At 71.7% G+C, this 23,048-nt stretch carries 23 protein-coding genes; 15 read left to right on the top strand and 8 right to left on the bottom strand.

Annotated features, from left to right (window positions below):
• The first annotated feature begins 65 nt into the window (after positions 1 to 65).
• The 5 genes from WJM95_RS03290 to WJM95_RS03310 all read left to right on the top strand — a co-directional run bounded on the left by WJM95_RS03290 (position 66) and on the right by WJM95_RS03310 (position 4,901).
• Entirely contained in the window at positions 66 to 1,046 is a 981-nt protein-coding gene (locus tag WJM95_RS03290; protein WP_339127940.1) for an NAD(P)/FAD-dependent oxidoreductase, read from the top strand.
• 73 nt (positions 1,047 to 1,119) lie between these two features.
• A complete protein-coding gene (locus tag WJM95_RS03295; protein ID WP_339127941.1) occupies positions 1,120 to 2,658 on the top strand; it encodes an ATP-dependent DNA ligase in 1,539 nt (512 codons plus the stop codon).
• Positions 2,655 to 3,131, top strand: coding sequence for an NUDIX domain-containing protein (locus WJM95_RS03300; RefSeq protein ID WP_339127942.1), 477 nt, complete (start codon positions 2,655 to 2,657; stop codon positions 3,129 to 3,131). The genes WJM95_RS03295 and WJM95_RS03300 overlap by 4 nt, the downstream gene beginning before the upstream one ends.
• 113 nt (positions 3,132 to 3,244) lie before the next feature.
• Positions 3,245 to 4,636: an NADP-dependent succinic semialdehyde dehydrogenase gene (locus WJM95_RS03305; RefSeq protein ID WP_339127943.1), complete on the top strand. Its 1,392-nt coding sequence runs from the start codon at positions 3,245 to 3,247 to the stop codon at positions 4,634 to 4,636.
• 25 nt (positions 4,637 to 4,661) lie between these two features.
• Entirely contained in the window at positions 4,662 to 4,901 is a 240-nt protein-coding gene (locus WJM95_RS03310; protein ID WP_151470505.1) for a DUF6213 family protein, read from the top strand.
• Positions 4,902 to 4,965: 64 nt separating this feature from the next.
• On the opposite strand, the gene WJM95_RS03315 is transcribed toward WJM95_RS03310, so the two are convergent.
• Positions 4,966 to 5,661 (bottom strand): transcriptional regulator, encoded by a 696-nt coding sequence (locus WJM95_RS03315; protein WP_339127944.1) that lies wholly within the window; start codon positions 5,659 to 5,661, stop codon positions 4,966 to 4,968.
• Positions 5,662 to 5,857: 196 nt separating this feature from the next.
• Positions 5,858 to 7,087 carry an acyl-CoA dehydrogenase family protein gene (locus WJM95_RS03320; protein ID WP_339127945.1) on the bottom strand — a complete coding sequence of 410 codons (1,230 nt, stop codon included), beginning with the start codon at positions 7,085 to 7,087 and terminating at the stop codon, positions 5,858 to 5,860.
• A 169-nt stretch (positions 7,088 to 7,256) separates the two neighbouring features.
• Here WJM95_RS03320 and WJM95_RS03325 point away from each other — a divergent pair, with 169 nt between their 5' ends.
• Complete coding sequence (locus WJM95_RS03325) at positions 7,257 to 7,901, top strand: TetR family transcriptional regulator (protein ID WP_328556921.1); 645 nt, start codon at positions 7,257 to 7,259, stop codon at positions 7,899 to 7,901.
• Positions 7,902 to 8,085: 184 nt separating this feature from the next.
• On the opposite strand, the gene def is transcribed toward WJM95_RS03325, so the two are convergent.
• Positions 8,086 to 8,625: a peptide deformylase gene (gene def, locus WJM95_RS03330; protein ID WP_339127946.1), complete on the bottom strand. Its 540-nt coding sequence runs from the start codon at positions 8,623 to 8,625 to the stop codon at positions 8,086 to 8,088.
• A 153-nt stretch (positions 8,626 to 8,778) separates the two neighbouring features.
• Here def and WJM95_RS03335 point away from each other — a divergent pair, with 153 nt between their 5' ends.
• The 5 genes from WJM95_RS03335 to WJM95_RS03355 all read left to right on the top strand — a co-directional run bounded on the left by WJM95_RS03335 (position 8,779) and on the right by WJM95_RS03355 (position 13,440).
• On the top strand, positions 8,779 to 10,017 hold the full coding sequence (locus tag WJM95_RS03335) for a MurT ligase domain-containing protein (protein WP_339127947.1): 1,239 nt from the start codon (positions 8,779 to 8,781) through the stop codon (positions 10,015 to 10,017).
• Between the two features lie 19 nt (positions 10,018 to 10,036).
• Complete coding sequence (locus WJM95_RS03340; protein ID WP_339127948.1) at positions 10,037 to 10,765, top strand: glutamine amidotransferase; 729 nt, start codon at positions 10,037 to 10,039, stop codon at positions 10,763 to 10,765.
• Positions 10,766 to 11,038: 273 nt separating this feature from the next.
• Positions 11,039 to 12,064: a 6-phosphofructokinase gene (locus tag WJM95_RS03345; protein WP_339127949.1), complete on the top strand. Its 1,026-nt coding sequence runs from the start codon at positions 11,039 to 11,041 to the stop codon at positions 12,062 to 12,064.
• Positions 12,065 to 12,202: 138 nt separating this feature from the next.
• Complete coding sequence (locus WJM95_RS03350) at positions 12,203 to 13,156, top strand: cytochrome c oxidase assembly protein (RefSeq protein ID WP_339127950.1); 954 nt, start codon at positions 12,203 to 12,205, stop codon at positions 13,154 to 13,156.
• A 125-nt stretch (positions 13,157 to 13,281) separates the two neighbouring features.
• Positions 13,282 to 13,440 (top strand): hypothetical protein, encoded by a 159-nt coding sequence (locus WJM95_RS03355; RefSeq protein WP_339127951.1) that lies wholly within the window; start codon positions 13,282 to 13,284, stop codon positions 13,438 to 13,440.
• Positions 13,441 to 13,499: 59 nt separating this feature from the next.
• Here WJM95_RS03355 and WJM95_RS03360 read toward each other — a convergent pair whose 3' ends face one another.
• The 4 genes from WJM95_RS03360 to WJM95_RS03375 are packed head-to-tail and all read right to left on the bottom strand — an operon-like array spanning position 13,500 to position 17,596.
• Positions 13,500 to 14,705, bottom strand: a complete 1,206-nt coding sequence (locus WJM95_RS03360) for a histidine kinase (RefSeq protein WP_339127952.1) — start codon at positions 14,703 to 14,705, stop codon at positions 13,500 to 13,502.
• 4 nt (positions 14,706 to 14,709) lie between these two features.
• Positions 14,710 to 16,470 (bottom strand): cation acetate symporter, encoded by a 1,761-nt coding sequence (locus WJM95_RS03365; protein WP_339127953.1) that lies wholly within the window; start codon positions 16,468 to 16,470, stop codon positions 14,710 to 14,712.
• A gap of 3 nt (positions 16,471 to 16,473) precedes the next feature.
• A complete protein-coding gene (locus WJM95_RS03370) occupies positions 16,474 to 16,830 on the bottom strand; it encodes a hypothetical protein (protein WP_339127954.1) in 357 nt (118 codons plus the stop codon).
• A 10-nt stretch (positions 16,831 to 16,840) separates the two neighbouring features.
• Positions 16,841 to 17,596: a response regulator transcription factor gene (locus WJM95_RS03375; protein ID WP_339127955.1), complete on the bottom strand. Its 756-nt coding sequence runs from the start codon at positions 17,594 to 17,596 to the stop codon at positions 16,841 to 16,843.
• Positions 17,597 to 17,694: 98 nt separating this feature from the next.
• Between WJM95_RS03375 and WJM95_RS03380 the strand changes: the two genes are divergently transcribed.
• The 4 genes from WJM95_RS03380 to WJM95_RS03395 all read left to right on the top strand — a co-directional run bounded on the left by WJM95_RS03380 (position 17,695) and on the right by WJM95_RS03395 (position 21,209).
• On the top strand, positions 17,695 to 18,198 hold the full coding sequence (locus WJM95_RS03380; RefSeq protein ID WP_151470518.1) for an Lrp/AsnC family transcriptional regulator: 504 nt from the start codon (positions 17,695 to 17,697) through the stop codon (positions 18,196 to 18,198).
• A 125-nt stretch (positions 18,199 to 18,323) separates the two neighbouring features.
• Positions 18,324 to 19,136: a dimethylargininase gene (gene ddaH / locus WJM95_RS03385; protein WP_339127956.1), complete on the top strand. Its 813-nt coding sequence runs from the start codon at positions 18,324 to 18,326 to the stop codon at positions 19,134 to 19,136.
• The gene (rocD, locus tag WJM95_RS03390; protein ID WP_339127957.1) at positions 19,133 to 20,383 is read left to right on the top strand and encodes an ornithine--oxo-acid transaminase; all 1,251 of its coding nucleotides are present in this window, start codon (positions 19,133 to 19,135) and stop codon (positions 20,381 to 20,383) included. The genes ddaH and rocD overlap by 4 nt, the downstream gene beginning before the upstream one ends.
• A 100-nt stretch (positions 20,384 to 20,483) precedes the next feature.
• Entirely contained in the window at positions 20,484 to 21,209 is a 726-nt protein-coding gene (locus WJM95_RS03395) for a lysophospholipid acyltransferase family protein (protein WP_339127958.1), read from the top strand.
• Positions 21,210 to 21,289: 80 nt separating this feature from the next.
• On the opposite strand, the gene WJM95_RS03400 is transcribed toward WJM95_RS03395, so the two are convergent.
• Positions 21,290 to 22,900 (bottom strand): alpha/beta hydrolase, encoded by a 1,611-nt coding sequence (locus WJM95_RS03400; protein WP_339127959.1) that lies wholly within the window; start codon positions 22,898 to 22,900, stop codon positions 21,290 to 21,292.
• Positions 22,901 to 23,048: the final 148 nt, after the last annotated feature.

Below are 23,048 nucleotides of genomic sequence, written 5' to 3' on the forward strand. Positions count from 1 at the left end.
GAATCGGCAAAGCCATTTGTCAATACGAGGCGTGCCGGGCGACCTTCTGGGTGGAGGTGGTCACCATGACCGAGACATCGACCGGGACACCGACCGGAACAGCCACCGGGACCTACGAAGTGGTCGTCGTCGGCGGCGGCACGGCGGGGCTCTCCGCGGCCCTGGTCCTCGGACGGGCGCGGCGCCGCACGCTCGTCGTGGACGAGGGCGAGCCGCGCAACGCGCCCGCCGCGCACATGCAGGGCTATCTGACCCGCGACGGCATGCCGCCCGCCGAGTTCCTCGCCGAGGGCCGGCGCGAGGTCGAGGGGTACGGGGTGGAGGTCGTCCGGGGCCGGGTGGTGGACGTCGTCCGGGACGGCTCCGGGGAGTTCGACGTCACGATCGGCTCCGGGGCGGGCGTCCACGCGCGGCGGGTGATCGTCACGACGGGGCTGGCCGACGAGCTGCCCCCGGTGCCCGGCGTCGCCGAGCGCTTCGGGCGCGATGTGCTGCACTGCCCGTACTGCCACGGCTGGGAGGTGCGCGACCTGGCCTTCGGCGTGCTGGCCGCGAACCCGATGAGCGTGCACCAGGCGCTCATGGTCGGCCAGTGGTCGAAGGACGTCACGCTGTTCCTGCACACGGTGACCGAGGACGAGCTCTCCGACGAGGACCGGCGCCGGCTCGCCGCCGCGGGCGTCGCCGTGGTGCCGGGCGAGGTCGCGGAGCTGCTGGTCACGGACGACCGGCTCACCGGCCTGCGGCTCGTGGACGGGAGCGCGTACGACCGCTCGGTGCTGTTCGTGGCGCCGCGACCGGTGCCCCGGACCGGGCTGCTCGAGCGGCTGGGAGCGGAACTGCGGGAGACGCCGTTCGGCAGCTATCCGGTCCTCGATGCGACCGGTCTGACGAGCGTGCCCGGCGTCTGGGCGGCGGGCAACGCCGCCGGTTTCGCCGAGCAGGTGGTGAACGCGGCGAGCGGCGGATACCGCGCGGCGGCCACGCTCAACGGTGAGCTCCTCTTCGCCGACCTCGACGCGGCGATCGCGCGCGGACGGGGCTGAATCCCGGCGTACGGGGGCACGCCGGGGATGCCGTACGGGTGTGGAGCGGGCGCTGTCGTTGCACGATGGCTGCATGCTGCTGAGCCGGCTCGCCCATGTGTCCCAGGAGGTCGCCGCCACCTCGGCGCGGTCCCGGAAGACCGCTCTGCTCGCCGGGCTGTTCCGGGACGCGGAGGCGGAGGACGCGCCGATCGTGATTCCGTATCTGGCGGGCCGCCTGCCCCAGGGCCGCATCGGCGTCGGCTGGAAGGTGCTGAGCACACCGGTGGCCCCCGCAGCCGAGCCAACGCTCACCGTGCGCGAGGTCGACGCACGGCTCACCGCGCTCGGCGAGGTCTCCGGCACCGGCTCACAGGCCGAACGGGCCCGTCTGGTGGGTGAGTTGATGGCGGCGGCCACGGAGGACGAGCAGCGTTTCCTGTTCGGGCTGCTGACCGGCGAGGTGCGCCAGGGCGCGCTGGACGCGCTGGCGGTCGAGGGGCTCGCGGAGGCGACGGGCGCGCCGGCGGGGGACGTACGCCGGGCGGTGATGCTGGCGGGCTCGTTGCAGGCGGTGGCGCGGGCCCTCCTGGCGGACGGGCCGGAGGCCCTGGAGGGTTTCCGGCTGACCGTCGGCCGTCCGGTGCTGCCGATGCTGGCGCACTCCGCGGCCTCCGTCTCCGAGGCGGTCGGCAAGCTCGGCGCCTGCGCGGTCGAGGAGAAGCTCGACGGCATCCGGGTGCAGCTGCACCGGGACGGCGAGGAGGTCCGCGTCTACACCCGCACCCTCGACGACATCACCGACCGCCTGCCCGAACTCACCCTGGCCGCAAGGGAGTTGCGGGTACGGCGGTTCATCCTGGACGGTGAGGTGATCGCCCTGGACGACCACGGGCGGCCGCGTTCCTTCCAGGAGACGGCCGCCCGGGTGGGGTCCCGTGTGGACGTGGCGGCGGCCGCGGAGACCGTGCCCGTCTCCCCCGTCTTCTTCGACGCCCTGTCCGTCGACGGGCGGGACCTGCTGGATCTGCCGTTCACCGAGCGGCACGCGGAGCTGGCACGGCTGGTCCCCGAGCCGATGCGGGTCCGGCGGACGCTCGTCCAGGGGCCCGAGGACGCCGGGCGGGGCGAGACCTTTCTCGCCGACGCGCTGGAGCGGGGGCACGAGGGTGTCGTGGTGAAGGCCCTCGACGCTCCGTACAGCGCGGGCCGGCGCGGTGCGTCCTGGCTCAAGGTCAAACCCGTGCACACCCTCGACCTGGTCGTCCTGGCCGTCGAATGGGGCCACGGGCGGCGCACCGGCAAGCTCTCGAACCTGCACCTGGGCGCCCGTACGGCCGACGGTTCCTTCGCCATGCTGGGCAAGACGTTCAAGGGCATGACCGACGCGATGCTCACCTGGCAGACGGAACGCTTCCGGGAGCTGGCCGTGGCGGACGACGGCCATGTGGTGACCGTACGGCCCGAGCTCGTCGTCGAGATCGCGTACGACGGTCTCCAGCGGTCCACCCGCTACCCGGCCGGTGTCACCCTCCGTTTCGCCCGGGTCGTGCGCTATCGCGAGGACAAGCCGGCGGCCGAGGCCGACACCGTCGACACCCTGCTGGCGGCCCACCCGGAGGTGACGCGATGAGCGGAGGACAGCACGGGAAGAGGAGCGCCGGACTGCTGTTGTTCCGGCACACCGATCACGGCGTCGAGGTACTGGTCGGCCATATGGGCGGGCCGTTCTTCGCGCGGCGCGACAGCGGGGCCTGGACCCTCCCCAAGGGCGAGTACGAGCCGGGCGAGACGGCCTGGGACGCCGCCCGCCGCGAGTTCCGCGAGGAGCTCGGACTTCCGCCGCCCGACGGGGAGGCGGTGGCGCTCGGCGAGGTCACCCAGGCGAACGGCAAGGTCGTCACGGCCTGGGCGATCGAGGCGGACCTCGATCCGGCGGCCGTGGTCCCCGGCACGTTCACGATGGAGTGGCCGCCCGGATCGGGACGGCGGCGGGAGTTCCCCGAGCTGGACCGGGTGGAGTGGATGACCCCGGAGCGCGCCAGGGATCTGCTGGTGACCGCCCAGAGCGTGTTTCTCGACCGGCTGGCGGAGCACTCGGCCTGAGAGCCGGCGTTCGGCAGCCAGCGCCGGCTCGCCAGGGAACCCCGCCGCCCGCGTTGCGCCCGGCCGCACCGCGCGGGAGGGTCGGGGAACAGTCAGCTTTCAGGAGGTCGGCCATGCCCATCGCGACGGTGAACCCGGCGAACGGCGAGACGCTCAAGACGTACGACGCCCTCGGCGCCGAGGAGATCGAGCGCAGGCTCGCTGCCGCCGAGGCGACGTTCCGCACGTATCGAACCACCCCGTTCATCGAGCGGGCGCGGCTCATGCACCGCGCGGCCGCTCTCCTGGACGAGGACGTGCCCGACATCGGCCGGGTGATGACCACCGAGATGGGCAAGCCGGTCAAGCAGGCACGGGCGGAGGCCGCCAAGTGCGCCAAGGCGATGCGCTGGTACGCCGACCGCGCCGAGGACCTGCTCGCCGACGAGCTGGCCGCCCCCGCCGACGCCGCGGACTCCGGTGCCTCCCGGGTGATCGCGCGCTACCGGCCGCTGGGCCCCGTGCTCGCGGTGATGCCGTGGAACTTTCCGCTCTGGCAGGTGGTCCGGTTCGCGGCGCCCGCGCTGATGGCGGGCAACGTGGGCCTGCTCAAGCACGCCTCGAACGTGCCGCAGACCGCCCTGTACCTGGAGGACCTGTTCCGTCGTGCGGGCTTTCCCGAGGGCTGCTTCCAGACGCTGCTGATCGGGTCGGGGGCGGTCGAGGGCGTCCTGCGCGACCCGCGGGTCAAGGCGGCGACCCTCACCGGCAGCGAACCGGCCGGCCGGGCGGTCGCCTCGGTCGCGGGCGACGAGGTCAAGAAGACGGTGCTGGAGCTGGGCGGCAGCGACCCGTACGTCGTGATGCCGTCCGCCGACGTGGAGCGCGCCGCGACGATCGCCGTCACCGCGCGTGCCCAGAACAACGGGCAGTCGTGCATCGCCGCCAAGCGGTTCATCGTGCACACGGACGTGTTCGACGCCTTCGCGGAGCGGTTCACGGCGGGCATGCGGGCCCTGAGGATCGGCGACCCGCTGGAGGAGGACACCGACATCGGACCGCTCTCCACCGAGCAGGGGCGCGCGGACCTGGAGGAGCTGGTGGACGACGCCGTCGAGAACGGCGCGACCGTGCTGTGCGGTGGCGAACGTCCCGACGGTTTCGGCGCCGGCTGGTACTACGCGCCCACCGTGCTCACCGACATCACGCCCGACATGCGCATCCACCTGGAGGAGACGTTCGGGCCGGTCGCCACGCTGTACCGCGCCGAGGACCTGGACGAGGCGGTGGCCCTCGCCAACGACACCCCGTTCGGGCTGAGCTCGAACGTATGGACCCGTGATCAGGCCGAGGTGGAGCGTTTCGTGCGCGACTCGGAGGCGGGCGGGGTGTTCGTCAACGGGATGACGGCCTCGCACCCGGCGTTCCCGTTCGGCGGCGAGAAGCGGTCCGGCTACGGGCGCGAACTGTCGGGGCACGGAATCCGCGAGTTCTGCAACATCACCACCGTATGGCACGGAGCGTGAGCGTTCCGCAGCTACGATCCCTCGTGTGAACCGCGAAGTGACCCTCCCGCTGATCGTCGACGACCGCGGCACGTTGCAGGTGGCCGCCGCCGACGTCAGCAAGCTGCTGCGCACGGTGGGCGGCCGGTGGCTGCATCTGGTCGAGGCCGGCCAGGACGGCCTCGACGAGGACACGGTGGCCGCGCTCACGATCGAACTGGCCAAGCTGGCCGACCGGATCGACGTGGCCTGCATCGCGCACAGCAGCGGTCCCAGCGGCCGCTGAACCCGGGCGGCGATGCCCGGCCCGGCCGCCGGACGGCGCCGGGCCCGGGCCGGCGGCGTCGGGGTCAGGCGACCCGCTGGTCCAGCTCCCACAGCGCGTGCCAGAACCTCGACTCGTAGGCCTGGAGCAGCCGGCCGTGCCGCAGCACGTCGTCCCGTGAGACGCGGTCGGCGTCGAGGCCGGCCTGTACGGCGGCCAGGGCCCGGTTCTCCAGGTCCGGCGCGGGCGCGGCGAAGAGGTCGAAGAAGCCGCAGGCCTCGTCGTCGAAGCCGTAGTGATGGCGCAGGGCCTCGGCGATGGTCTCGCAGTAGCCGCCCCAGGCGGCGACGTTGGCGCCGAGCGCGAGGACCACGTCGGTCGGCTCCCCGTTCAGGGCGAGCCAGGCGACGTACGCGGGATAGGCCTGGCAGTCGGCGAGCGGTTCGTACTCCGCCGCCCGCGCGTCGTCGGCTCCGACCGCGGCGGCGAACGCGCCGAGCCGCTCCGCCGCGACCGCCTCGCCCTCGGCGAGCATCTCGAAGAACGCGGCGCTCGCCGGGTCGGGGGCCGACTCCTTGGTGCCGGCGGCCGAGCGTTCGGCCAGGTGGAGGAAGGCCCGGTGGTCGGCGGCGATCACATGGCGCTGTTCCAGGGCGAGGGCCGCGAGGGTTTCGGGCCGGGCCGCGCCCCGAGCGATCACGGGCAGCAGCCGGTTGGCGTGGGGGTCGGGGGCGAGTTGCCCGGTGACGCCCTCCAGCAGTTCCCTGGCCGTCCGCGCCATCGCGCACTCCTTCGGTCCGGCTGACTCCGAGCCCCCGCGACCAGAGTGCACGGTCCCACCCGGTTCCCGGCGGTCCGACGCGAAGTCCCAGGTCCGGTGGGGTGACGGCGCCGCACCAGGCGCGGCTCCCCGGGACGCCGGTGATCACCGGCGTCCCGGCCACGTGGAGCGCGGAACGGGGCCGTGCGCGGGCGGGTCAGCGGATCGGCATGCCCGAGAGGGTGCGGGCGATCACCAGGCGCTGGATCTCGCTGGTGCCTTCGAAGATCGTGTAGATGGCCGCGTCGCGGTGCATCCGCTCCACCGGGTACTCACGCGTGTACCCGTTGCCGCCCAGGATCTGGATGGCCTGGCCGGTGACCTTCTTCGCCGTCTCGGAGGCGAACAGCTTCGACATCGAGCCCTCGGCCGCGGTGAACTGCTTGCCGTTGACCGCCATCCAGGACGCGCGCCAGACCAGCAGCCGGGCCGCGTCGATCGAGGTGCGCATGTCGGCGAGCTGGAAGGCGACGCCCTGGTTGTCGATGATCGGACGGCCGAACTGCTCACGCGTCTTCGCGTAGTCGAGGGCCACCTCGTACGCGGCCCGCGCGGTGCCCACCGCCATGGCGCCGACGGCCGGACGGGAGGCCTCGAAGGTGGCCATCGCGGCGTTCTTCACGCGCTCGCCGCCTCCGGCCCTCGCGCGCTCACGGGCCCGGGCGAGGCGCTCGTCGAGCTTCTCCTTGCCGCCGAGCAGGCAGGATCCGGGGATCCTGACGTTCTCCAGGACGACCTCGGCGGTGTGCGAGGCGCGGATGCCGTGCTTCTTGAACTTCTGGCCCTGGGACAGCCCGGGCGTGTTCGGGGGCACGATGAAGGAGGCGTGGCCCTTGGAGCCGAGCTCCGCGTCGACGACCGCGACGACGACGTGGACGTTGGCGATGCCGCCGTTGGTCGCCCAGGTCTTCGTGCCGTTCAGGACCCACTCGTCCTTGGCCTCGTCGTAGACGGCGCGCGTACGCATCGAGGCGACGTCGGAGCCGGCGTCGGGCTCGGAGGAGCAGAAGGCCGCGACCTTGACATCGTTGGCATCGCCGTACATCTGGGGGATCCAGGTGCCGATCTGCTCCTCGGTGCCGTTGGCGAGGACGCCCACGGCGGCGAGGCCGGTGCCGACGATGGACAGCGCGATGCCCGCGTCGCCCCAGAACAGCTCCTCCATCGCCATGGGTATGCCGAGACCCGTGGCGTCGAAGTACTGCTGGGCGTAGAAGTCGAGGGAGTAGATGCCGACCTTCGCGGCCTCCTGGATGACCGGCCAGGGAGTCTCCTCACGCTCGTCCCATTCGGCGGCCGCGGGGCGGATGACATCGGCGGCGAAGCCGTGCAGCCAGTCCCGGACCTCCTTCTGTTCGTCGTTGAGCTCCATGGTGAACTCGGCCATGTCCCCTCCAGCGCTGCACTAAACTGTTACTTGCGGTAACTGGAGTGTGTTACTGGCTAGTAGGAAAAGTCAACTCCCGAGCCCTGCTCGGCATCCCGTTCGATACCCATACGCCGGTCAGTGTTACTTTGCGCAGGCGTCACCGAATCACCACGGGTGGGGAGAGCACATGGACACCACACAGCGGACCGATCAGCAGAGGTCCGCCGACCGCCGCCGGCGCGAACTGCTGGAAGCCGCAGACAGAGTGGTGCTGCGCGACGGCCCCGGCGCCTCCATGAACGCCATCGCCGCCGAGGCGGGCATCACGAAGCCCATTCTGTACCGCCACTTCGGCGACAAGGGCGGCCTCTACGCCGCGCTGGCCAAGCGTCACACGGACGCCCTCCTCGAAGCGCTGCGGGCCGCACTGGACGCCCCGGCCGAACGGCGTGAGCGCGTCGAGGCCACACTCGACACCTACTTGGCCGCCATCGAGGCCCGGCCGCAGGTCTACCGCTTCCTGATGCATCCGGCGGAGGGCGGCCAGCCCGGCGACCCCGGATTCGACGTGGGCAAGTACTCCGCGCCCGTGCTGCGCCGCATGGGCGAGGAACTGGCCGAGGTCATCGAGGAGCGGGTGGACCTCGGACCCGGCAGTCAGCAGCTCGCGCGGGTGTGGGGCCACGGCATCGTCGGCATGATGCACGCGGCCGGCGACTGGTGGCTCGGCGAACGCCCCTGCACGCGCGCCGAGTTGGTGCGGAGCCTGGCCGACCTGCTGTGGGGCCGCCTCGCGGCGGCGGGCGACCGGGTCGGCGGCCCGGGGTTCTGACGCCGATTCCGAACGGGATCGGGCGGCCGGGTTTCCGACCGCGGTTGCGGCCGGGTTCGGGGCCGGGTTTCCACCGCGGTTCCGGCCGGGTTCGCGGCCGGATGCCTGACCGGGGCTCACACGGACACCCCGTCAGCGGGCCCGGCCCCGGCGACCGGAGACCGACGCGACCACGGACCCGCCGTCAGCCGCTCCAGGAGGCCCGCGCCACCTTGCGCAGCAGACGGCGCCTGCGCCACCCGGTGAGCCGGTCCGCGTACACCCCGCCTTCGAGGTGGTCGCACTCGTGCTGGAGGCATCGCGCGAACCAGCCGGTGCCGTGCACGGTGACCGGCTCGCCGGTGACCGTGCGGCCCTCGACGAGGGCGTGGTCGAACCGCTCGGTGCCGGCTTCCAGACCGGGCAGCGAGAGACAGCCCTCCGGGCCGCGCAGGACCACACCGTCCGCCTCGACCAGACGAGGATTCACCACATGCCCGACATGACGGACATCATCGTCGTCCGGGCAGTCGTACACGAAGACCCGCAGGCCGACGCCGATCTGGTTCGCGGCGAGGCCGACGCCCTCGGCGGCGTACATCGTCGCGAACATGTCCTCGACGAGCTCCGCGAGTTGGGGGCCGAACTCGGTGACGTCCTCGCAGGCTGTACGCAGGACGGGGTCACCGAGCAGGATGAGGGGCCGGACGCGCCCATGGGTGCCCGGGATGGATCCGTGTCGCATGGCGGCAAGGGTACGGTCCTGGTAGGCGCGCGCAGGTCGCGCCGGCACCGAGGTGGTGCCGCGATTCGGGCCCGTGAGTGGATCTCGATAGGCTGAGCCCCACATGTGCCGGGGGCAGGGGCGCGGCGCGTACGCAAGGAGGATCGAGAAACGATGTCAGGCAACTCGGACCCGCTGTCGCCGCGGGCCAAGCTGGCCGTGACGGCGGGCAAGGCGGCGGCAGCCGTCTCGCGGGCCGCCGGACGCGGCAGCGGATCGGTGATCGGCGGCCGGGTGGCGCTCAAGCTCGACCCCGACCTGCTGGCGAGGCTCGCCACGCACCTGGACGTGATCCTGGTGTCGGCGACCAACGGCAAGACCACGACGACCCGACTGATCGCCGAGGCGCTGCGCGCCGCGGGTCCGGTCGTGTCCAACGCCCTCGGCGCCAACATGCCCGCGGGCATCACCTCGGCGCTGGCCGGCGGCTCGGACGCCAAGTTCGCGGTCATCGAGGTCGACGAGAAGTACCTCGCCGGTGTGGCGCGTGACACCGACCCGAAGTGCATCGCGCTGCTGAACCTCTCGCGCGACCAGCTCGACCGCGCCGCCGAGACGCGGATGATGGCCGAGCACTGGCGCGAGGGCCTGGCCGGCTCCAAGGCCGTCGTGGTCGCCAACGCGGACGACCCGCTGGTCGTCTGGGCCGCGTCCTCCTCGCCGAACGTCATGTGGGTGGCGGCCGGCCAGATGTGGAAGGAAGACGCCTGGTCCTGCCCGTCCTGCGGTGGCGTGATGCAGCGGCCCGGCGACGACTGGTTCTGCGGCGAGTGCGGCTTCCGCCGTCCGACGCCGACCTGGGCGCTGTCCGGGGACCACGTCCTCGACCCGCACGGTTCCGCGTGGCCGATCCACCTCCAGCTGCCGGGCCGGGCCAACAAGGCGAACGCCGCCTCCTCGGCCGCCGTGGCCGCCGTCTTCGGCGTGCCGCCGCAGGTCGCCCTGGAGCGCATGTACCAGGTCCAGGCCGTGGCCGGACGCTACGACGTCGTGCAGTTCATGGAGCGCGACCTGCGTCTGCTCCTCGCCAAGAACCCCGCGGGCTGGCTGGAGACCTTCTCCCTGATCGACCCGCCGCCGACCCCGGTCATCCTGTCGGTGAACGCGCGCGGCGCCGACGGCACCGACACCTCCTGGCTGTGGGACGTCGACTACACCCGCCTGACCGGACACCCGATCTTCGTCCTCGGCGACCGCAAGCTCGACCTCGCCGTCCGTCTCGAAGTCGCCAACCAGCAGTTCCAGGTCTGCGACACCCTCGACCAGGCCGTGCAGATGGCACCGCCCGGACGCATCGAGGTCATCGCGAACTACACCGCATTCCAGGACTTGAGGCGTCGTGTCGGCAACTGAGCCACGGAGGACGAAGAGAATGACGGACAACAGCCTGCGCCTGGTGTGGATCTACCCGGACCTGCTGAGCACCTACGGCGACCAGGGCAACGCCCTCGTCGTGGAGCGCCGGGCGCGTCAGCGCGGCCTCGACGTGGCCCGTGTCGACGTGCGCAGCGACCAGCCGGTCCCGACCTCGGGCGACATCTACCTGATCGGCGGCGGCGAGGACCGGCCGCAGCGGCTCGCGGCCGAGCGGCTGCGCCGCGACGGCGGTCTGGAGCGCGCGGTCGGCAACGGCGCGATCGTGTTCTCCGTGTGCGCCGGCTACCAGATCCTCGGGCACGAGTTCATCAACGACCTCGGCCAGCGCGAGCCCGGCCTCGGCCTGCTCGACGTGGTCTCGGTGCGCGGTGAGGGCGAGCGGTGCGTCGGCGACGTCCTCGCGGACATCGACCCGCGGCTCGGTCTGCCCCAGCTGACCGGCTTCGAGAACCACCAGGGCGTCACCCACCTCGGTCCCACCGCCCGCCCGTTCGCGAACGTGCGGCTCGGCAAGGGCAACGGCACGGGCGACGGCACCGAGGGCGCGTACAACGACACCGTGTTCGGTACGTACATGCACGGCCCCGTCCTCGCCCGCAACCCGCAGATCGCGGACCTGCTGCTGAAGCTGGCCCTCGACGTCAACGCGCTGCCGCCGACCGACGACCGCTGGTACGAGGCGCTGCGCTCCGAGCGCATCGCGTCCGCCACGCAGCCCGCGTAGGGCCGGCCCGCCCCGGCGGGTCAGAGGAACCGTTTCTCGTGGAGGAACGGTTCCTCTTTGCGTGGGCGGCGAAGAACCGTTTCCTCGCAGCGGAACGGTTCCTTCCGGCCGGGTCCGGAGCGCGTCTGACACCACATCCGCACAGGTGAGCGGGGGCGTCCAGCAGGCGGACGCACGGTAGGGCGCGGCCCCCTTCCGCCGGTAGGCTGGCGCCGATCCTCGCCGGACAACGTGGTCCGGTCCCCGGACCACGTTGAGAAGGTATTTCGGGCTATGCGCATTGGTGTCCTCACGTCCGGCGGCGACTGCCCCGGCCTGAACGCCGTCATCCGGTCGGTCGTACACCGCGCCGTCGTCGACCACGGCGACGAGGTCATCGGCTTCCGGGACGGCTGGAAGGGTCTCCTGGAGTGCGACTACCTCAAGCTCGACCTCGACGCGGTGAGCGGCATCCTCGCCCGCGGCGGCACCATGCTCGGCTCCTCCCGGGTCCAGCCCGCGCATCTGCGTGACGGCGTGGAGCGGGCCAAGGGCCATGTCGCGGACCTCGGGCTCGACGCGATCATCCCGATCGGCGGCGAGGGCACGCTGAAGGCGGCCCGGCTGCTTTCGGACGGCGGTCTGCCCATCGTCGGGGTGCCGAAGACCATCGACAACGACATCGCGGTCACGGACGTCACCTTCGGCTTCGACACGGCCGTCGGGGTCGCGACCGAGGCCCTCGACCGGCTGAAGACCACCGCCGAGTCCCACCAGCGCGTCCTGATCGTGGAGGTCATGGGCCGCCACACCGGCTGGATCGCGCTGCACTCCGGCATGGCCGCGGGCGCCCACGCCATCGTCGTACCGGAGCGGCCCTTCGACATCGAGGAGCTGGCCGCGCGGGTCGGCGAGCGGTTCGAGGCGGGCAAGCGGTTCGCCATCGTCGTCGCCGCCGAGGGCGCAAAGCCCCGCGAGGGCTCGATGCGCTACGACGAGGGCGGCAAGGACATCTACGGCCACGAGCGCTTCGCGGGCATCGCCCGTCAGCTCTCCATCGAGCTGGAGGAACGGCTCGGCAAGGAGGCCCGGCCGGTCATCCTCGGGCACGTGCAGCGCGGCGGCACCCCGACGGCGTACGACCGCGTGCTCGCGACCCGGTTCGGATGGCACGCCGTGGAGGCCGTGCACCGCGGCGAGTTCGGGATGATGACCGCGCTGCGCGGCACCGACATCGTGATGGTCTCCCTCGCCGAGGCGGTGGAGACCCTGAAGACGGTCCCGGACGAGCGCTACGCCGAGGCGGAGTGCGTGCTCTGAGCCGTACGCCGTCGGAACCGCCCCCGGTCGCAACCGCGACCGGGGGCGGTTCTACTCTGGTGCGGACAGACAGCGCACAACCTCCCCCAGTGCCTTAAAAGGGCCTCGGAGGCACCCCCCAGAAACAGGAGCCGGCGGATGGATCACAGCGGGCACGGCATGACCATGGATCTGCCGCCGTTCACGCTGGGACGGGGGCTCGAATGGTCCGCCGACCCGTTCTTCCTCGTCGCGTGCCTGCTCGGGCTCGGGCTGTACGGCTGGGGGGCCGTACGGCTGGCCCGGCGCGGCGACGCGTGGTCGTGGGGCCGTACGGCCTCCTTCGTCGTCGGCGTGCTGACGGTGATGCTCGTCATGTGCACCCGGCTGAACGACTACGGCATGGTCATGTTCAGCGTGCACATGGTCCAGCACATGGTGATCAGCATGCTCTCGCCGATCCTGATCCTGCTCGGGGCGCCGATCACGCTGGCGCTGCGCGCGCTGCCGGTAGCCGCGAAGCGCGGCGCCAAGGGGCCGCGCGAACTGCTGCTGATGTTCCTGCACAGCCGGTACATGAAGATCGTCACGCATCCGGCGTTCACGATCCCGATGTTCATCGCGAGCCTGTACGGGCTGTACTTCTCCCCGCTGTTCGACTTCCTGATGGGCTCCACCACCGGCCACATCGTGATGATGTGCCACTTCCTCCTCGTCGGCCTGTTCTTCTTCTGGCCGATCATGGGCGTGGACCCGGGCCCGCACCGCCCCGGCTATCTGATGCGGATGCTTGAGCTGTTCGCGGGGATGCCGTTCCACGCGTTCTTCGGCATCTCGCTGATGATGGCCTCGGGGCCGATGGTCGAGTCGTACAAGAACCCGCCGGCCTCCCTGGGCATCGACGCCCTCGCCGACCAGACCGCCGCCGGCGGGATCGCCTGGGCGTTCAGCGAGATCCCCTCGGTCCTCGTCCTGCTCGCGCTGCTCTTCCAGTGGTACAACTCCGAGCAGCGGCAGGCCAGGCGTCTGGACCGCGCCGCGGACCGGGACGGCGACAAGGAGCTGGAGGCCTACAACGCCTATCTGGCCTCCCTCAACACACGCGGCCGCTGACGGCCGCCGCCGCTCTCGGCGGACCCGGTGACCGGCACGGCCCTGGCGATGTGACTCCCTCCGGGTGAAAATGGCCCCAGAGGCCACGGCCCGCGTCGCGGACCCGCCTGGAGGAGGGTGCTGCGATGCCCGGTTCGACGAAGGCGATGGGGGTGCTCACCGTGGGCGGGCTCGTCGTGGTGACGGCCTACACGGTGGCACTGGGCAGCAACGGCTGGCTGTGGTTCGGCTGGGTCGTGCTCGGTCTGATCACGCTGGGGATGGTGGCCTCCAGCAGCGCCTGACCCCGGCCCGCGGGACCCCCCGGAGGGCCCGGCCGACTGCGGCGCTGTTCCGGGGCGTCTCACTGCCGGGGGCGCCCGGCGGCGGAGTGGACGCCCGGCTGGTACTTGGGGAGCCGGGCCGTGATCTTCATGCCCGCTCCCACGGCGGTCTCGATGACCAGGCCGTGATCGTCGCCGTACACCTGACGCAGCCGCTCGTCGACGTTGGACAGGCCGATGCCCCCGGAGGGGCCGACCTCCCCCGCCAGGATGCGGCGCAGCCGCCCGGGATCCATGCCGACGCCGTTGTCCTCGATCACCACGAGCGCCTCGGCGCCCGCGTCCCGGGCCGTGATGCTGATGTGGCTCTTGTCGGTCTTGCCCTCCAGACCGTGTTTGACGGCGTTCTCCACCAGGGGCTGGAGGCAGAGGAAGGGCAGCGCGACCGGCAGCACCTCGGGGGCGATCTGGAGGGTGACCGACAGCCGTTCGCCGAAGCGGGCGCGCACGAGCGCCAGGTAGTGGTCGATGGCGTGCAGCTCGTCGGCGAGGGTGGTGAAGTCGCCGTGCCTGCGGAACGAGTAGCGGGTGAAGTCGGCGAACTCCAGCAGGAGCTCCCTGGCCCGCTCCGGATCGGTCCGGACGAACGAGGCGATCACGGCGAGCGAGTTGAAGATGAAATGCGGGGATATCTGCGCTCGCAGCGCCTTGATCTCGGCCTCGATCAGCCGGGTCCTCGACCGGTCGAGGTCGGCCAGTTCCAGCTGTACGGAGACCCAGCGCGCCACCTCGCCGACGGCGCGCACGAGGACCGCGGACTCGCGGGGCGCGCAGGCCACGATCGCTCCGTGCACGCGTTCCTCGACGGTGAGCGGTGCCACGACGGCCCAGCGCAGTGGGCAGTCGGGCTCGTCGCACACCAGCCGGAAGGCCTCACCGCGTCCGGTCTCCAGCGGGCCGCCCAGGCGTTCCATGATCTCGTCACGGTGGTGGTCGCCGACGCCGTCCCAGGCGAGGACCGTCTCCTGGTCGGTGAGGCACAGGGCGTCCGTGCCGAGCAGGGTGCGCAGCCGCCGGGCGGACCGGCGGGCCGTCTCCTCGGTCAGTCCTGCGCGCAGCGGGGGCGCGGCGAGCGAGGCGGTGTGCAGGGTCTGGAAGGTGGCGTGCTCGACCGGGGTGCCGAGTCCTCCCGAGCTCCCGGGCCGCGCGGTGCGCCGGCCGAGCCAGAATCCCGCCGCCAGCAGCGGGAGGACGGCCACGCACAGCCCGGCGACGAACCCGCTCACGCCCTCACCGTCCCGTCCCCGACGCCGTGCCCGCGGTTCCGCCCGCCGCGGCCCTGACCTGGTCGTCGGTGAGTTCCTCCGGCAGATGGAAGCGGGCGAGGATCGCCGCCGTCCCGGCCGGTACGCGAGCGGCGGTGGCCAGTGACACCAGCACCATCGTCACGAAGCCGAGCGGCACCGACCACAGCGCCGGCCAGGCGAGCAGGGTGCGCAGGGGGCCGCTCGTGCCCGGGTAGCCGGCCATGGTCGCGCCGACGGCCACGAGGGCCGCGCCCCCGCCGCCGAGCATCCCTGCGGCCGCCCCGGGCGGGGTGAGCCGCCGCCACCAGATGCCGAGGACCAGCAGCGGGCAGAAGGAGGACGCGGACACGGCGAACGCGAGCCCCACGGCGTCGGCGACGGGCAGCCCGCCGACCAGCACGCTCGCGGCGAGGGGCACGGCCATGGCCAGGACGGTGCCGAGCCGGAAGTGCCGTACGCCCCGGGAGGGCAGCACGTCCTGGGTGAGCACGCCGGCGACGGCCATGGTCAGTCCCGACGCCGTCGAGAGGAACGCGGCGAAGGCGCCGCCCGCGACGAGCGCCCCGAGCAGGTCGCCGCCGACTCCGCCGATCATCCTGTCGGGCAGCAGGAGCACGGCGGCGTCCGCGTCGCCGGTGAGGCTGAGTTCGGGGGCGTACAGCCGGCCCAGCGCCCCGTAGACGGGCGGCAGGAGGTAGAAGACGCCGATCAGGCCGAGCACGGCGACGGTGGTGCGGCGGGCGGCGACTCCGTGCGGGCTGGTGTAGAAGCGGACGACGACGTGCGGCAGGCCCATCGTGCCGAGGAACGTGGCGAGGATCAGTCCGTAGGTGGCGTAGAGCGGGCGTTCCCCGTTCCCGGCGGACGGGGAGGTCGACAGGGTGTCGTCGCCGCCCCGTTCCGCGGCCGGGACCCGGGCGCCCCGGTCGAAGGTCAGCCGGGTGCCGCCGGCGATGCGGTGGGTGCCGCCCGGGAGCCGGACGCGCTCGCCCTCGTAGCGCCGTCCGTCGACGGTGCCCGTGGCGGTGACGGTGAGCGGCCCGGACAGCCTCAGGTCGAGTGTGGAGCCGACCCGGACGAGGCGCTGTTCGCGGAAGGCCGGGGGTTCCCCGAAGGCGTCGCGGGGTGCGCCGTGCGCCTGCCAGGCGAGGACCAGGAAGAGCGCGGGGACGAGCAGGGCGGTGAGCTTGAGCCAGTACTGGAAGGCCTGGACGAAGGTGATGCTGCGCATGCCGCCCGCGGCGACGGTGGCCACGACGACGACGGCCACGAGGACCCCGCCGAACCAGTCGGGCGCGTTGGTCAGCACCGCCAGCGTCAGTCCCGCGCCCTGGAGTTGGGGCAGAAGATAAAGCCAGCCGACGCCGACGACGAAGGCCCCGGCGAGCCGTCGGACGGCCTGGGAGCCGAGCCGGGCCTCCGCGAAGTCGGGCAGGGTGTAGGCGCCGGAGCGGCGCAGCGGGGCCGCGACGAAGAGGAGCAGCACGAGATAGCCGGCGGTGTAGCCGACCGGGTACCAGAGCATGTCGGGTCCCTGGACGAGCACCAGGCCCGCGATGCCGAGGAAGGAGGCGGCGGAGAGGTATTCGCCGCTGATCGCGGCCGCGTTGAGCCGGGGCCCGACGGTGCGCGAGGCGACGTAGAAGTCGGAGGTGGTACGGGAGATACGCAGCCCGAACGCGCCGACCAGGACGGTCGCGACGACGACGAGCGCGACGGCGGGAACGGAGTAGTTCTCGTTCACGGCTCAGCGGTCCTCGACCAGGCGCACGAGGTCCTTCTCGTTGCGTTCCGCCCGCCGCACGTACCAGCGGGCCAGCAGCACCAGCGGCGGGTAGAGGCAGAAGCCGAGGACGGCCCATTCCAGGGTGGCGCCCTCGGGCATCGCGGCGAAGACCAGCGGCAGCGGTCCGACGAGCAGGATCAGCACGGCGAACGTCGAGCAGGCGGCACGGAGTTGACTGCGCATCAGGGAGCGGACGTAGGTGTGGCCGAGTGTGGTCTGTTCGTCGATCTCGGCCCTCGGGCGGTGGTGGCCGGTCCTGCGGGTGCGCCTGGGCACTCCGGTGACGACCACACGGCGTTCGGTGGGGTCCTGCGGCACGCCGCGCTCCTCAGCTCGTGGTCCGGCGCAGCAGCAGATCGCGCAGTTGGCGGGCGTGCCGGCGGCTGACCTGGAGTTCGACGGAGTCGACGAGGACGCTCACCGTACCGGCGTCCAGGCGGAGTTCGCCGATGTGGCGCAGGGCGACGAGATGGCGGCGGTGGATGCGGACGAAGCCGCGGGAGCGCCAGCGCTCCTCCAGGGTGGACAGCGGGATGCGCACCAGATGGCTGCCCTGCGCGGTGTGCAGCCGCGCGTAGTCGCCGTGGGCCTCGGCGTGGGTGATGTCCTCGACGGCCACGAACCGTGTCACTCCGCCGAGTTCGACGGATATGTGGTCGGGGTCCGGCTCGTGGACGGGGATCAGGGGTGCGGTGTCGCGCAGTTGGGCGGCCCGCCGGACCGCCTCGGCGAGCCGTTCGCGGCGTACGGGCTTCAGGACGTAGTCCAGGGCCTTGAGGTCGAAGGCCTGTACGGCGAAGCCCTCGTGGGCGGTGACGAACACGACGAGCGGCGGCCGGGCGAACCCGCCGAGCAGCCGGGCCAGGTCGAGTCCGTCGAGGCCCGGCATGTGGATGTCGAGGAAGACGACGTCGATGGCCTCGGGTCCCCCGGGGCCGCTCTCCAGGGCCCGGTTGAGCCGGCGCAGCGCCTCGGTCGCGTCGCTCGCGCCCTCGGCGCTGCCGATCCGCGGGTCGGCGTTCAGGAGGTACAGCAGCTCTTCGAGGGAGGGTTGTTCGTCGTCGACGGCGAGCGCGCGCAGCATGAGAGTGGAGTGTAGGAGTGATTCGCGCGGCTGGACATGTGCCGGACACGGCCGTCGCGCCCGGCCGGCCGGGCCTCGCCGCTGGATACAGTGCGGCCATGAACAGCAAGCCCGCCATGTTCGACGAGCTCGACCGCAAGATCATCACAGCCCTGATGGCCAATGCCCGGACGAGCTTCGCGGAGATCGGCGCGGCGATCGGGCTGTCCGCGACGGCGGTCAAGCGCCGGGTCGACCGGCTGCGCGAGACGGGGGTGATCACCGGGTTCACGGCCACGGTGAAGCCCGCGGCGCTCGGCTGGCGCACGGAGGCGTACGTGGAGGTGTACTGCGAGGGCGCGGCGCCTCCCCGGCGGCTCGCCGAGGTGGTGCGCAACCATCCGGAGATCACCGCGGCGATGACGGTGACCGGGGGCGCGGACGCGCTGCTGCACGTGCGGGCCGTCGATGTGGAGCACTTCGAGGAGGTGCTCGAACGCATCCGGGTGGAGCCGTTCATCCGGAAGACGATCAGCTACATGGTGCTGTCCCATCTGCTGCCCGAGGCCCCGGAGGCCGGGGCGACCCACGCCGCCCCGGATGACGCAGGAAACGTGCGCTGACCCTGCCGATCACGCAGCAGTGCTGCGTATACGCGCAGCTCTTGTCGCTTGTCCGCCGTGTCCCCCGCTTCTTACCGTTGAGACATCCCACCAGATGACACCGCAGGAAGCGGAGGAACCTCTCTGTGTCCGAAAGCCGTGTGCCGCGCCCCCGGCGCTTTCTCGTCTGCGAACCCAGACACTTCGCCGTGCAGTACGCGATCAACCCGTGGATGCGTCCCGACACCCCGGTGGACGTCGATCTCGCGGGCGCCCAGTGGCAGGCCCTGATGAGCGCCTATCGCGCCCACGGCCACTCCGTCGAGACCGTCGAGCCGGTCGCCGGCCTGCCCGACATGGTCTTCGCCGCGAACTGCGCGCTCGTCCTGGAGGGCCGGGTCTTCGGCTCGTCCTTCCACGCGCCCGAGCGCCGCCCCGAGTCCACCGCGTACGAGACCTGGTTCAAGACGGCCGGTTTCGACGTCTACCGTCCGGAGTCGGTGTGCGAGGGCGAGGGCGACCTCGTCCCGACGCGCCGCCACATCCTGGCCGGCACGGGCTTTCGCACCACGCCCGAGGCCCATCGCGAGGTCCAGGAGTTCTTCGGCGTCCCGGTGATCGGCCTGCGCCTGGTGGACCCGCACTTCTACCACCTGGACACCGCCCTGTTCGTCCTCGACGACGACAACATCGCGTACTACCCGGAGGCGTTCTCGCCCGGCAGCCGCGAGGTGCTCGGCCGGCTGTTCCCGGACGCGGTGCTCGCCACCCGCGAGGACGCCCTGGCCTTCGGCCTCAACTCCGTCTCGGACGGCCGCCATGTCTTCATCGCGCCCCGCGCCGAGGCCCTCGCCGACCAGCTCGTGACCCACGGCTACGTCCCCGTCCCCGTCGACCTGTCGGAGTTCCACAAGGCCGGCGGCGGCATCAAGTGCTGCACACAGGAGATCCGTTCATGACCGCTCCCGCCCGTACGACCGCGTCCGCCGGCGCCGGTGCGCGCAGCTCCGAGGAACTGATCCGGGCCGAGGGCCCCGTCCTGGCGCACAACTACCACCCGCTGCCGGTGGTCGTCACGCACGCCGAGGGCACCTGGGTCGAGGACGTCGAGGGGCGCCGCTACCTCGACATGCTGGCGGGCTACTCGGCCCTCAACTTCGGCCACCGCAACCCGGTGCTGATCGAGGCGGCCCACCGCCAGCTCGACCGGCTCACCCTGACCTCGCGAGCGTTCCACAACGACCAGCTGGCCGGATTCGCCGAGTCCCTGGCCGCGTTGACGGGCCTGGACATGGTCCTGCCGATGAACACGGGCGCCGAGGCGGTGGAGAGCGCCGTCAAGGTGGCCCGCAAATGGGCGTACGAGGTGAAGGGCGTCGAGCCCGACCGGGCCACGATCGTGGTGGCGGCCGACAACTTCCACGGCCGGACGACCACGATCGTCAGCTTCTCCACCGACGAGACGGCCCGGACGGGCTTCGGGCCCTTCACCCCCGGTTTCCGGGTCGTGCCGTACAACGACCTGGCCGCGCTGGAGGCGGCGATCGACGAGACGACGGCCGCCGTGCTGATCGAGCCCATCCAGGGCGAGGCGGGCGTGATCATCCCGGACGACGGCTATCTCGCCGGCGTCCGCGAACTGACCCGGCGCGGCGGCTGCCTGTTCATCGCGGACGAGATCCAGTCCGGCCTCGGCCGCACCGGAACCACCCTGGCGGTGGAGCACGAGTCGGTCGTGCCCGACCTGCTGCTGCTCGGCAAGGCGCTCGGCGGCGGCATCGTGCCGGTCTCCGCGGTCGTCGGACGCCGGGACGTCCTCGAAGTGCTGCGGCCCGGTGAGCACGGCTCGACGTTCGGCGGCAATCCGCTGGCCGCGGCGGTCGGCTCGGCGGTCGTGGGCCTGCTGGAGACCGGGGAGTACCAGCGGCGGGCGGCCGAGCTCGGCGTGGTCCTGCGGGAGGGGCTGACGGCTCTGGTGGGCCGGGGCGTCGAGGGCTTCCGGTCCCGGGGCCTGTGGGCGGGTGTCGACATCGACCCGTCCATCGGCACGGGACGGGAGATCAGCCGCGGCCTGATGGAGGAGGGCATTCTGGTCAAGGACACCCACGGCTCGACCATCCGCCTCGCGCCGCCGCTGACGATCACGGCCGAGGAACTCCGGTCGGCTCTCGGGTCTCTGGAGAAAGTTCTGACGCAAGGGGTCTGATACCGGCCAAGAGGCCACAGAGAGTGACACCGCAGCGGTTACGCCCGGCGACGGCCGCGCCTACACTGATCGCTCCCCAGGGGAAAAGAGGAGCGCCCCAGTGTTCTATACCGTGCTCAAATATGTGCTTCTGGGTCCGCTGTTGAGGCTGGTCTTCCGGCCTCGGATCGAGGGCCTTGAGCACATACCGTCGTCGGGTCCCGCCATCGTGGCGGGCAACCATCTGTCCTTCGCGGACCACTTCCTGATGCCCGCCATCCTGAAGCGCCGGATCACCTTCCTCGCGAAGGCCGAGTACTTCACCGGCCCCGGCATCAAGGGGCGGCTGACGGCCGCCTTCTTCCGCAGCATCGGGCAGATCCCGGTGGACCGCTCCGGCAAGGAGGCGGGACAGGCCGCGATCCGCGAGGGGCTCGGGGTGCTGCGCAAGGACGAGCTGCTCGGCATCTATCCCGAGGGCACCCGTTCGCACGACGGGCGGCTCTACAAGGGCAAGGTCGGCGTCGCGGTGATGGCGCTGCGGGCCCAGGCCCCGGTGATTCCCTGCGCGATGATCGGCACCTTCGAGGCCCAGCCGCCGGGCCGCAAGCTGCCGCGGATCCACCCCGTGGTGATCCGCTTCGGCAAGCCCCTCGACTTCTCCCGCTATGCCGGGATGGAGGGCGAGAAGGCGATTCTGCGGGCCATCACGGACGAGATCATGTACGCGATCCTGTCCCTGTCCGAGCAGGAGTACGTCGACCGGTACGCGGCCGTCGTCAAGGCCGAGGAGGCCGCGCGGAAGGCCGAGTCGGGGCGCAGGTTCCCCAAGATGCCGATGAGCTGAGGGGCCGCGTCACAGACGCCCGCGCCGTGCGCGGCGAAGGGGGCGGCCGGTATACCGGCCGCCCCCTCGTACGTTCGGGACTACGGCTGCGGAGTGGCGTGCGGCGTGCACGTCACGTCGGCGGCGTCCGTCTTGCCGGTGAGCAGGTAGGTGTCCACCCGCCCGTTGATGCACGGGTTGACCAGACCGGTCACTCCGTGCGAGCCCGCGCCCTGCTCGGTGATCAGGCGGGAGCCCTTGAAGCGCTTGTGCAATTCGACGGCGCCCGGGTACGGGGTGGCGGCGTCGTTGGTGGACTGCACGATGAGGACGGCGGGCAGGCCCTTGCCGGTCTTCACCTCGACCGGGGACTGCTGCTTGACCGGCCAGGTCGCGCACGGCAGGTTCATCCACGCGTTGGCCCAGGTCATGAACGGGTACTGGGCGTTGAGCCGCGTGTTGTCCCGGTCCCACTTCTTCCAGCTGGTGGGCCACTGCGCGTCGGTGCACTCGACGGCCGTGTAGACGGCGTTGCCGTTCTCCGAGGAGATGTTGCCCGCGGTGTCCGACAGGTCGGGGGACGCGGCGTCCACGAGCGCCTGGGTGTCACCGGCGACGTACTTGCTGAACACCGAGGCGACCGGCACCCACGAGGAGTCGTAGTACGGGGCGCTCTGGAAGAAGGAGATCAGCTCGGCGGGGCCGACGACGCCGCCCAGCGGGCTCTTCTTCGCGGTGGCGCGCAGCTTCAGCCACTGGTCCTGCACCTTGGCGCGGGTGTCGCCGAGGTGGAAGGACGCGTCGTTCTTGGCGACCCAGTCCTCCCAGTCCTTCCAGCGGCCCTCGAACGCGATGTCCTGCTCCAGGTTGGCCTGGTACCAGATGTTCGAGCGCGACGGGTTCACGACGCTGTCGACGATCATGCGGCGCACGTGACCCGGGAAGAGCGTGCCGTAGACGGCTCCCAGGTAGGTGCCGTACGAGACGCCCAGGTAGTTGAGCTTCTTCTCACCGAGCGCGGCCCGGATGACGTCGAGGTCGCGCGCCGTGTTGGGCGTGGTCATCTGCGCCAGCACGGCCTTGCCGGTGCGCTCGGCGCAGCCGTCGGCGTACTCGGCGGCCAGCTTGCGCTGGGCCAGCTTGTCGGCCACGGAGTCCGGGACCGGGTCCGCCTTGGGCGCCTTGACGAACTCCTGCGGGTCGATGCAGGAGATGGGCGCCGAGTGGCCCACACCGCGCGGGTCGAAGCCCACGAAGTCGTACGCCTTGGCGGTGTTCACCCACAGGGGGCTCTTGGTCGTGACACGGCGCGGGAAGCGCATGCCGGAGCCACCGGGACCGCCGGGGTTGTAGACGAGCGCGCCCTGGCGCTCCTCCTTGGTACCGGTGCTGCCGATGCGGTCGACGGCCAGCTTGAGCTGCTTGCCGTAGGGGTGCGCGTAGTCCAGCGGCACGCTCACCCAGCCGCACTGGATCGGCTTCTCGAAGCCCCAGTCGGCCGGGCAGTCCTGCCAGTCGATCCCGGCCTTGGCGGCACGCTCGGCGGCGACGGCCGCTCCGCGCTGCTCGCGGCTCTGCCCGTAGCCCTGTCCGTGCCGCGAGTCGGCGGTGGCCGACGGCGCCGCGACGGCTCCGGCTATCAGGGTCGCGGTGACGAGCACGCCGGCCGAACCGAACGCTGCCACTCGTTTCGTCGGTCTCTTGGACCTCAAGTGTGACCTCCCCGTACATCATTGCGATTGGTACGGGGATCCTTTCGGCTGTGAGGTGCCTGAGAACAGACGCGACCGGTGTTCTTTACCAATCCGATAGCCGGTATGCCGTGTTCCGGTGAGCGGTGCGGCGATGTGAAGTGACGTT

The organism is Streptomyces sp. f51, assembly GCF_037940415.1.
Classification (GTDB): Bacteria; Actinomycetota; Actinomycetes; order Streptomycetales; family Streptomycetaceae; genus Streptomyces.

What these genes read in the sequence shown, in the direction of transcription:
- WJM95_RS03300 (WP_339127942.1), top strand. Translation starts at nt 2,655, where the DNA reads ATGAGCGGAGGACAGCACGGGAAGAGGAGCGCCGGACTGCTGTTGTTC.
- WJM95_RS03325 (WP_328556921.1), top strand. Translation starts at nt 7,257, where the DNA reads ATGGACACCACACAGCGGACCGATCAGCAGAGGTCCGCCGACCGCCGC.
- WJM95_RS03335 (WP_339127947.1), top strand. Translation starts at nt 8,779, where the DNA reads ATGTCAGGCAACTCGGACCCGCTGTCGCCGCGGGCCAAGCTGGCCGTG.
- WJM95_RS03380 (WP_151470518.1), top strand. Translation starts at nt 17,695, where the DNA reads ATGAACAGCAAGCCCGCCATGTTCGACGAGCTCGACCGCAAGATCATC.
- WJM95_RS03345 (WP_339127949.1), top strand. Translation starts at nt 11,039, where the DNA reads ATGCGCATTGGTGTCCTCACGTCCGGCGGCGACTGCCCCGGCCTGAAC.
- def (WP_339127946.1), bottom strand. Translation starts at nt 8,625, where the DNA reads ATGCGACACGGATCCATCCCGGGCACCCATGGGCGCGTCCGGCCCCTC.
- WJM95_RS03340 (WP_339127948.1), top strand. Translation starts at nt 10,037, where the DNA reads ATGACGGACAACAGCCTGCGCCTGGTGTGGATCTACCCGGACCTGCTG.
- rocD (WP_339127957.1), top strand. Translation starts at nt 19,133, where the DNA reads ATGACCGCTCCCGCCCGTACGACCGCGTCCGCCGGCGCCGGTGCGCGC.
- WJM95_RS03315 (WP_339127944.1), bottom strand. Translation starts at nt 5,661, where the DNA reads ATGGCGCGGACGGCCAGGGAACTGCTGGAGGGCGTCACCGGGCAACTC.
- WJM95_RS03290 (WP_339127940.1), top strand. Translation starts at nt 66, where the DNA reads ATGACCGAGACATCGACCGGGACACCGACCGGAACAGCCACCGGGACC.
- WJM95_RS03355 (WP_339127951.1), top strand. Translation starts at nt 13,282, where the DNA reads ATGCCCGGTTCGACGAAGGCGATGGGGGTGCTCACCGTGGGCGGGCTC.
- WJM95_RS03305 (WP_339127943.1), top strand. Translation starts at nt 3,245, where the DNA reads ATGCCCATCGCGACGGTGAACCCGGCGAACGGCGAGACGCTCAAGACG.
- WJM95_RS03295 (WP_339127941.1), top strand. Translation starts at nt 1,120, where the DNA reads ATGCTGCTGAGCCGGCTCGCCCATGTGTCCCAGGAGGTCGCCGCCACC.
- WJM95_RS03320 (WP_339127945.1), bottom strand. Translation starts at nt 7,087, where the DNA reads ATGGCCGAGTTCACCATGGAGCTCAACGACGAACAGAAGGAGGTCCGG.
- WJM95_RS03375 (WP_339127955.1), bottom strand. Translation starts at nt 17,596, where the DNA reads ATGCTGCGCGCGCTCGCCGTCGACGACGAACAACCCTCCCTCGAAGAG.
- WJM95_RS03350 (WP_339127950.1), top strand. Translation starts at nt 12,203, where the DNA reads ATGGATCACAGCGGGCACGGCATGACCATGGATCTGCCGCCGTTCACG.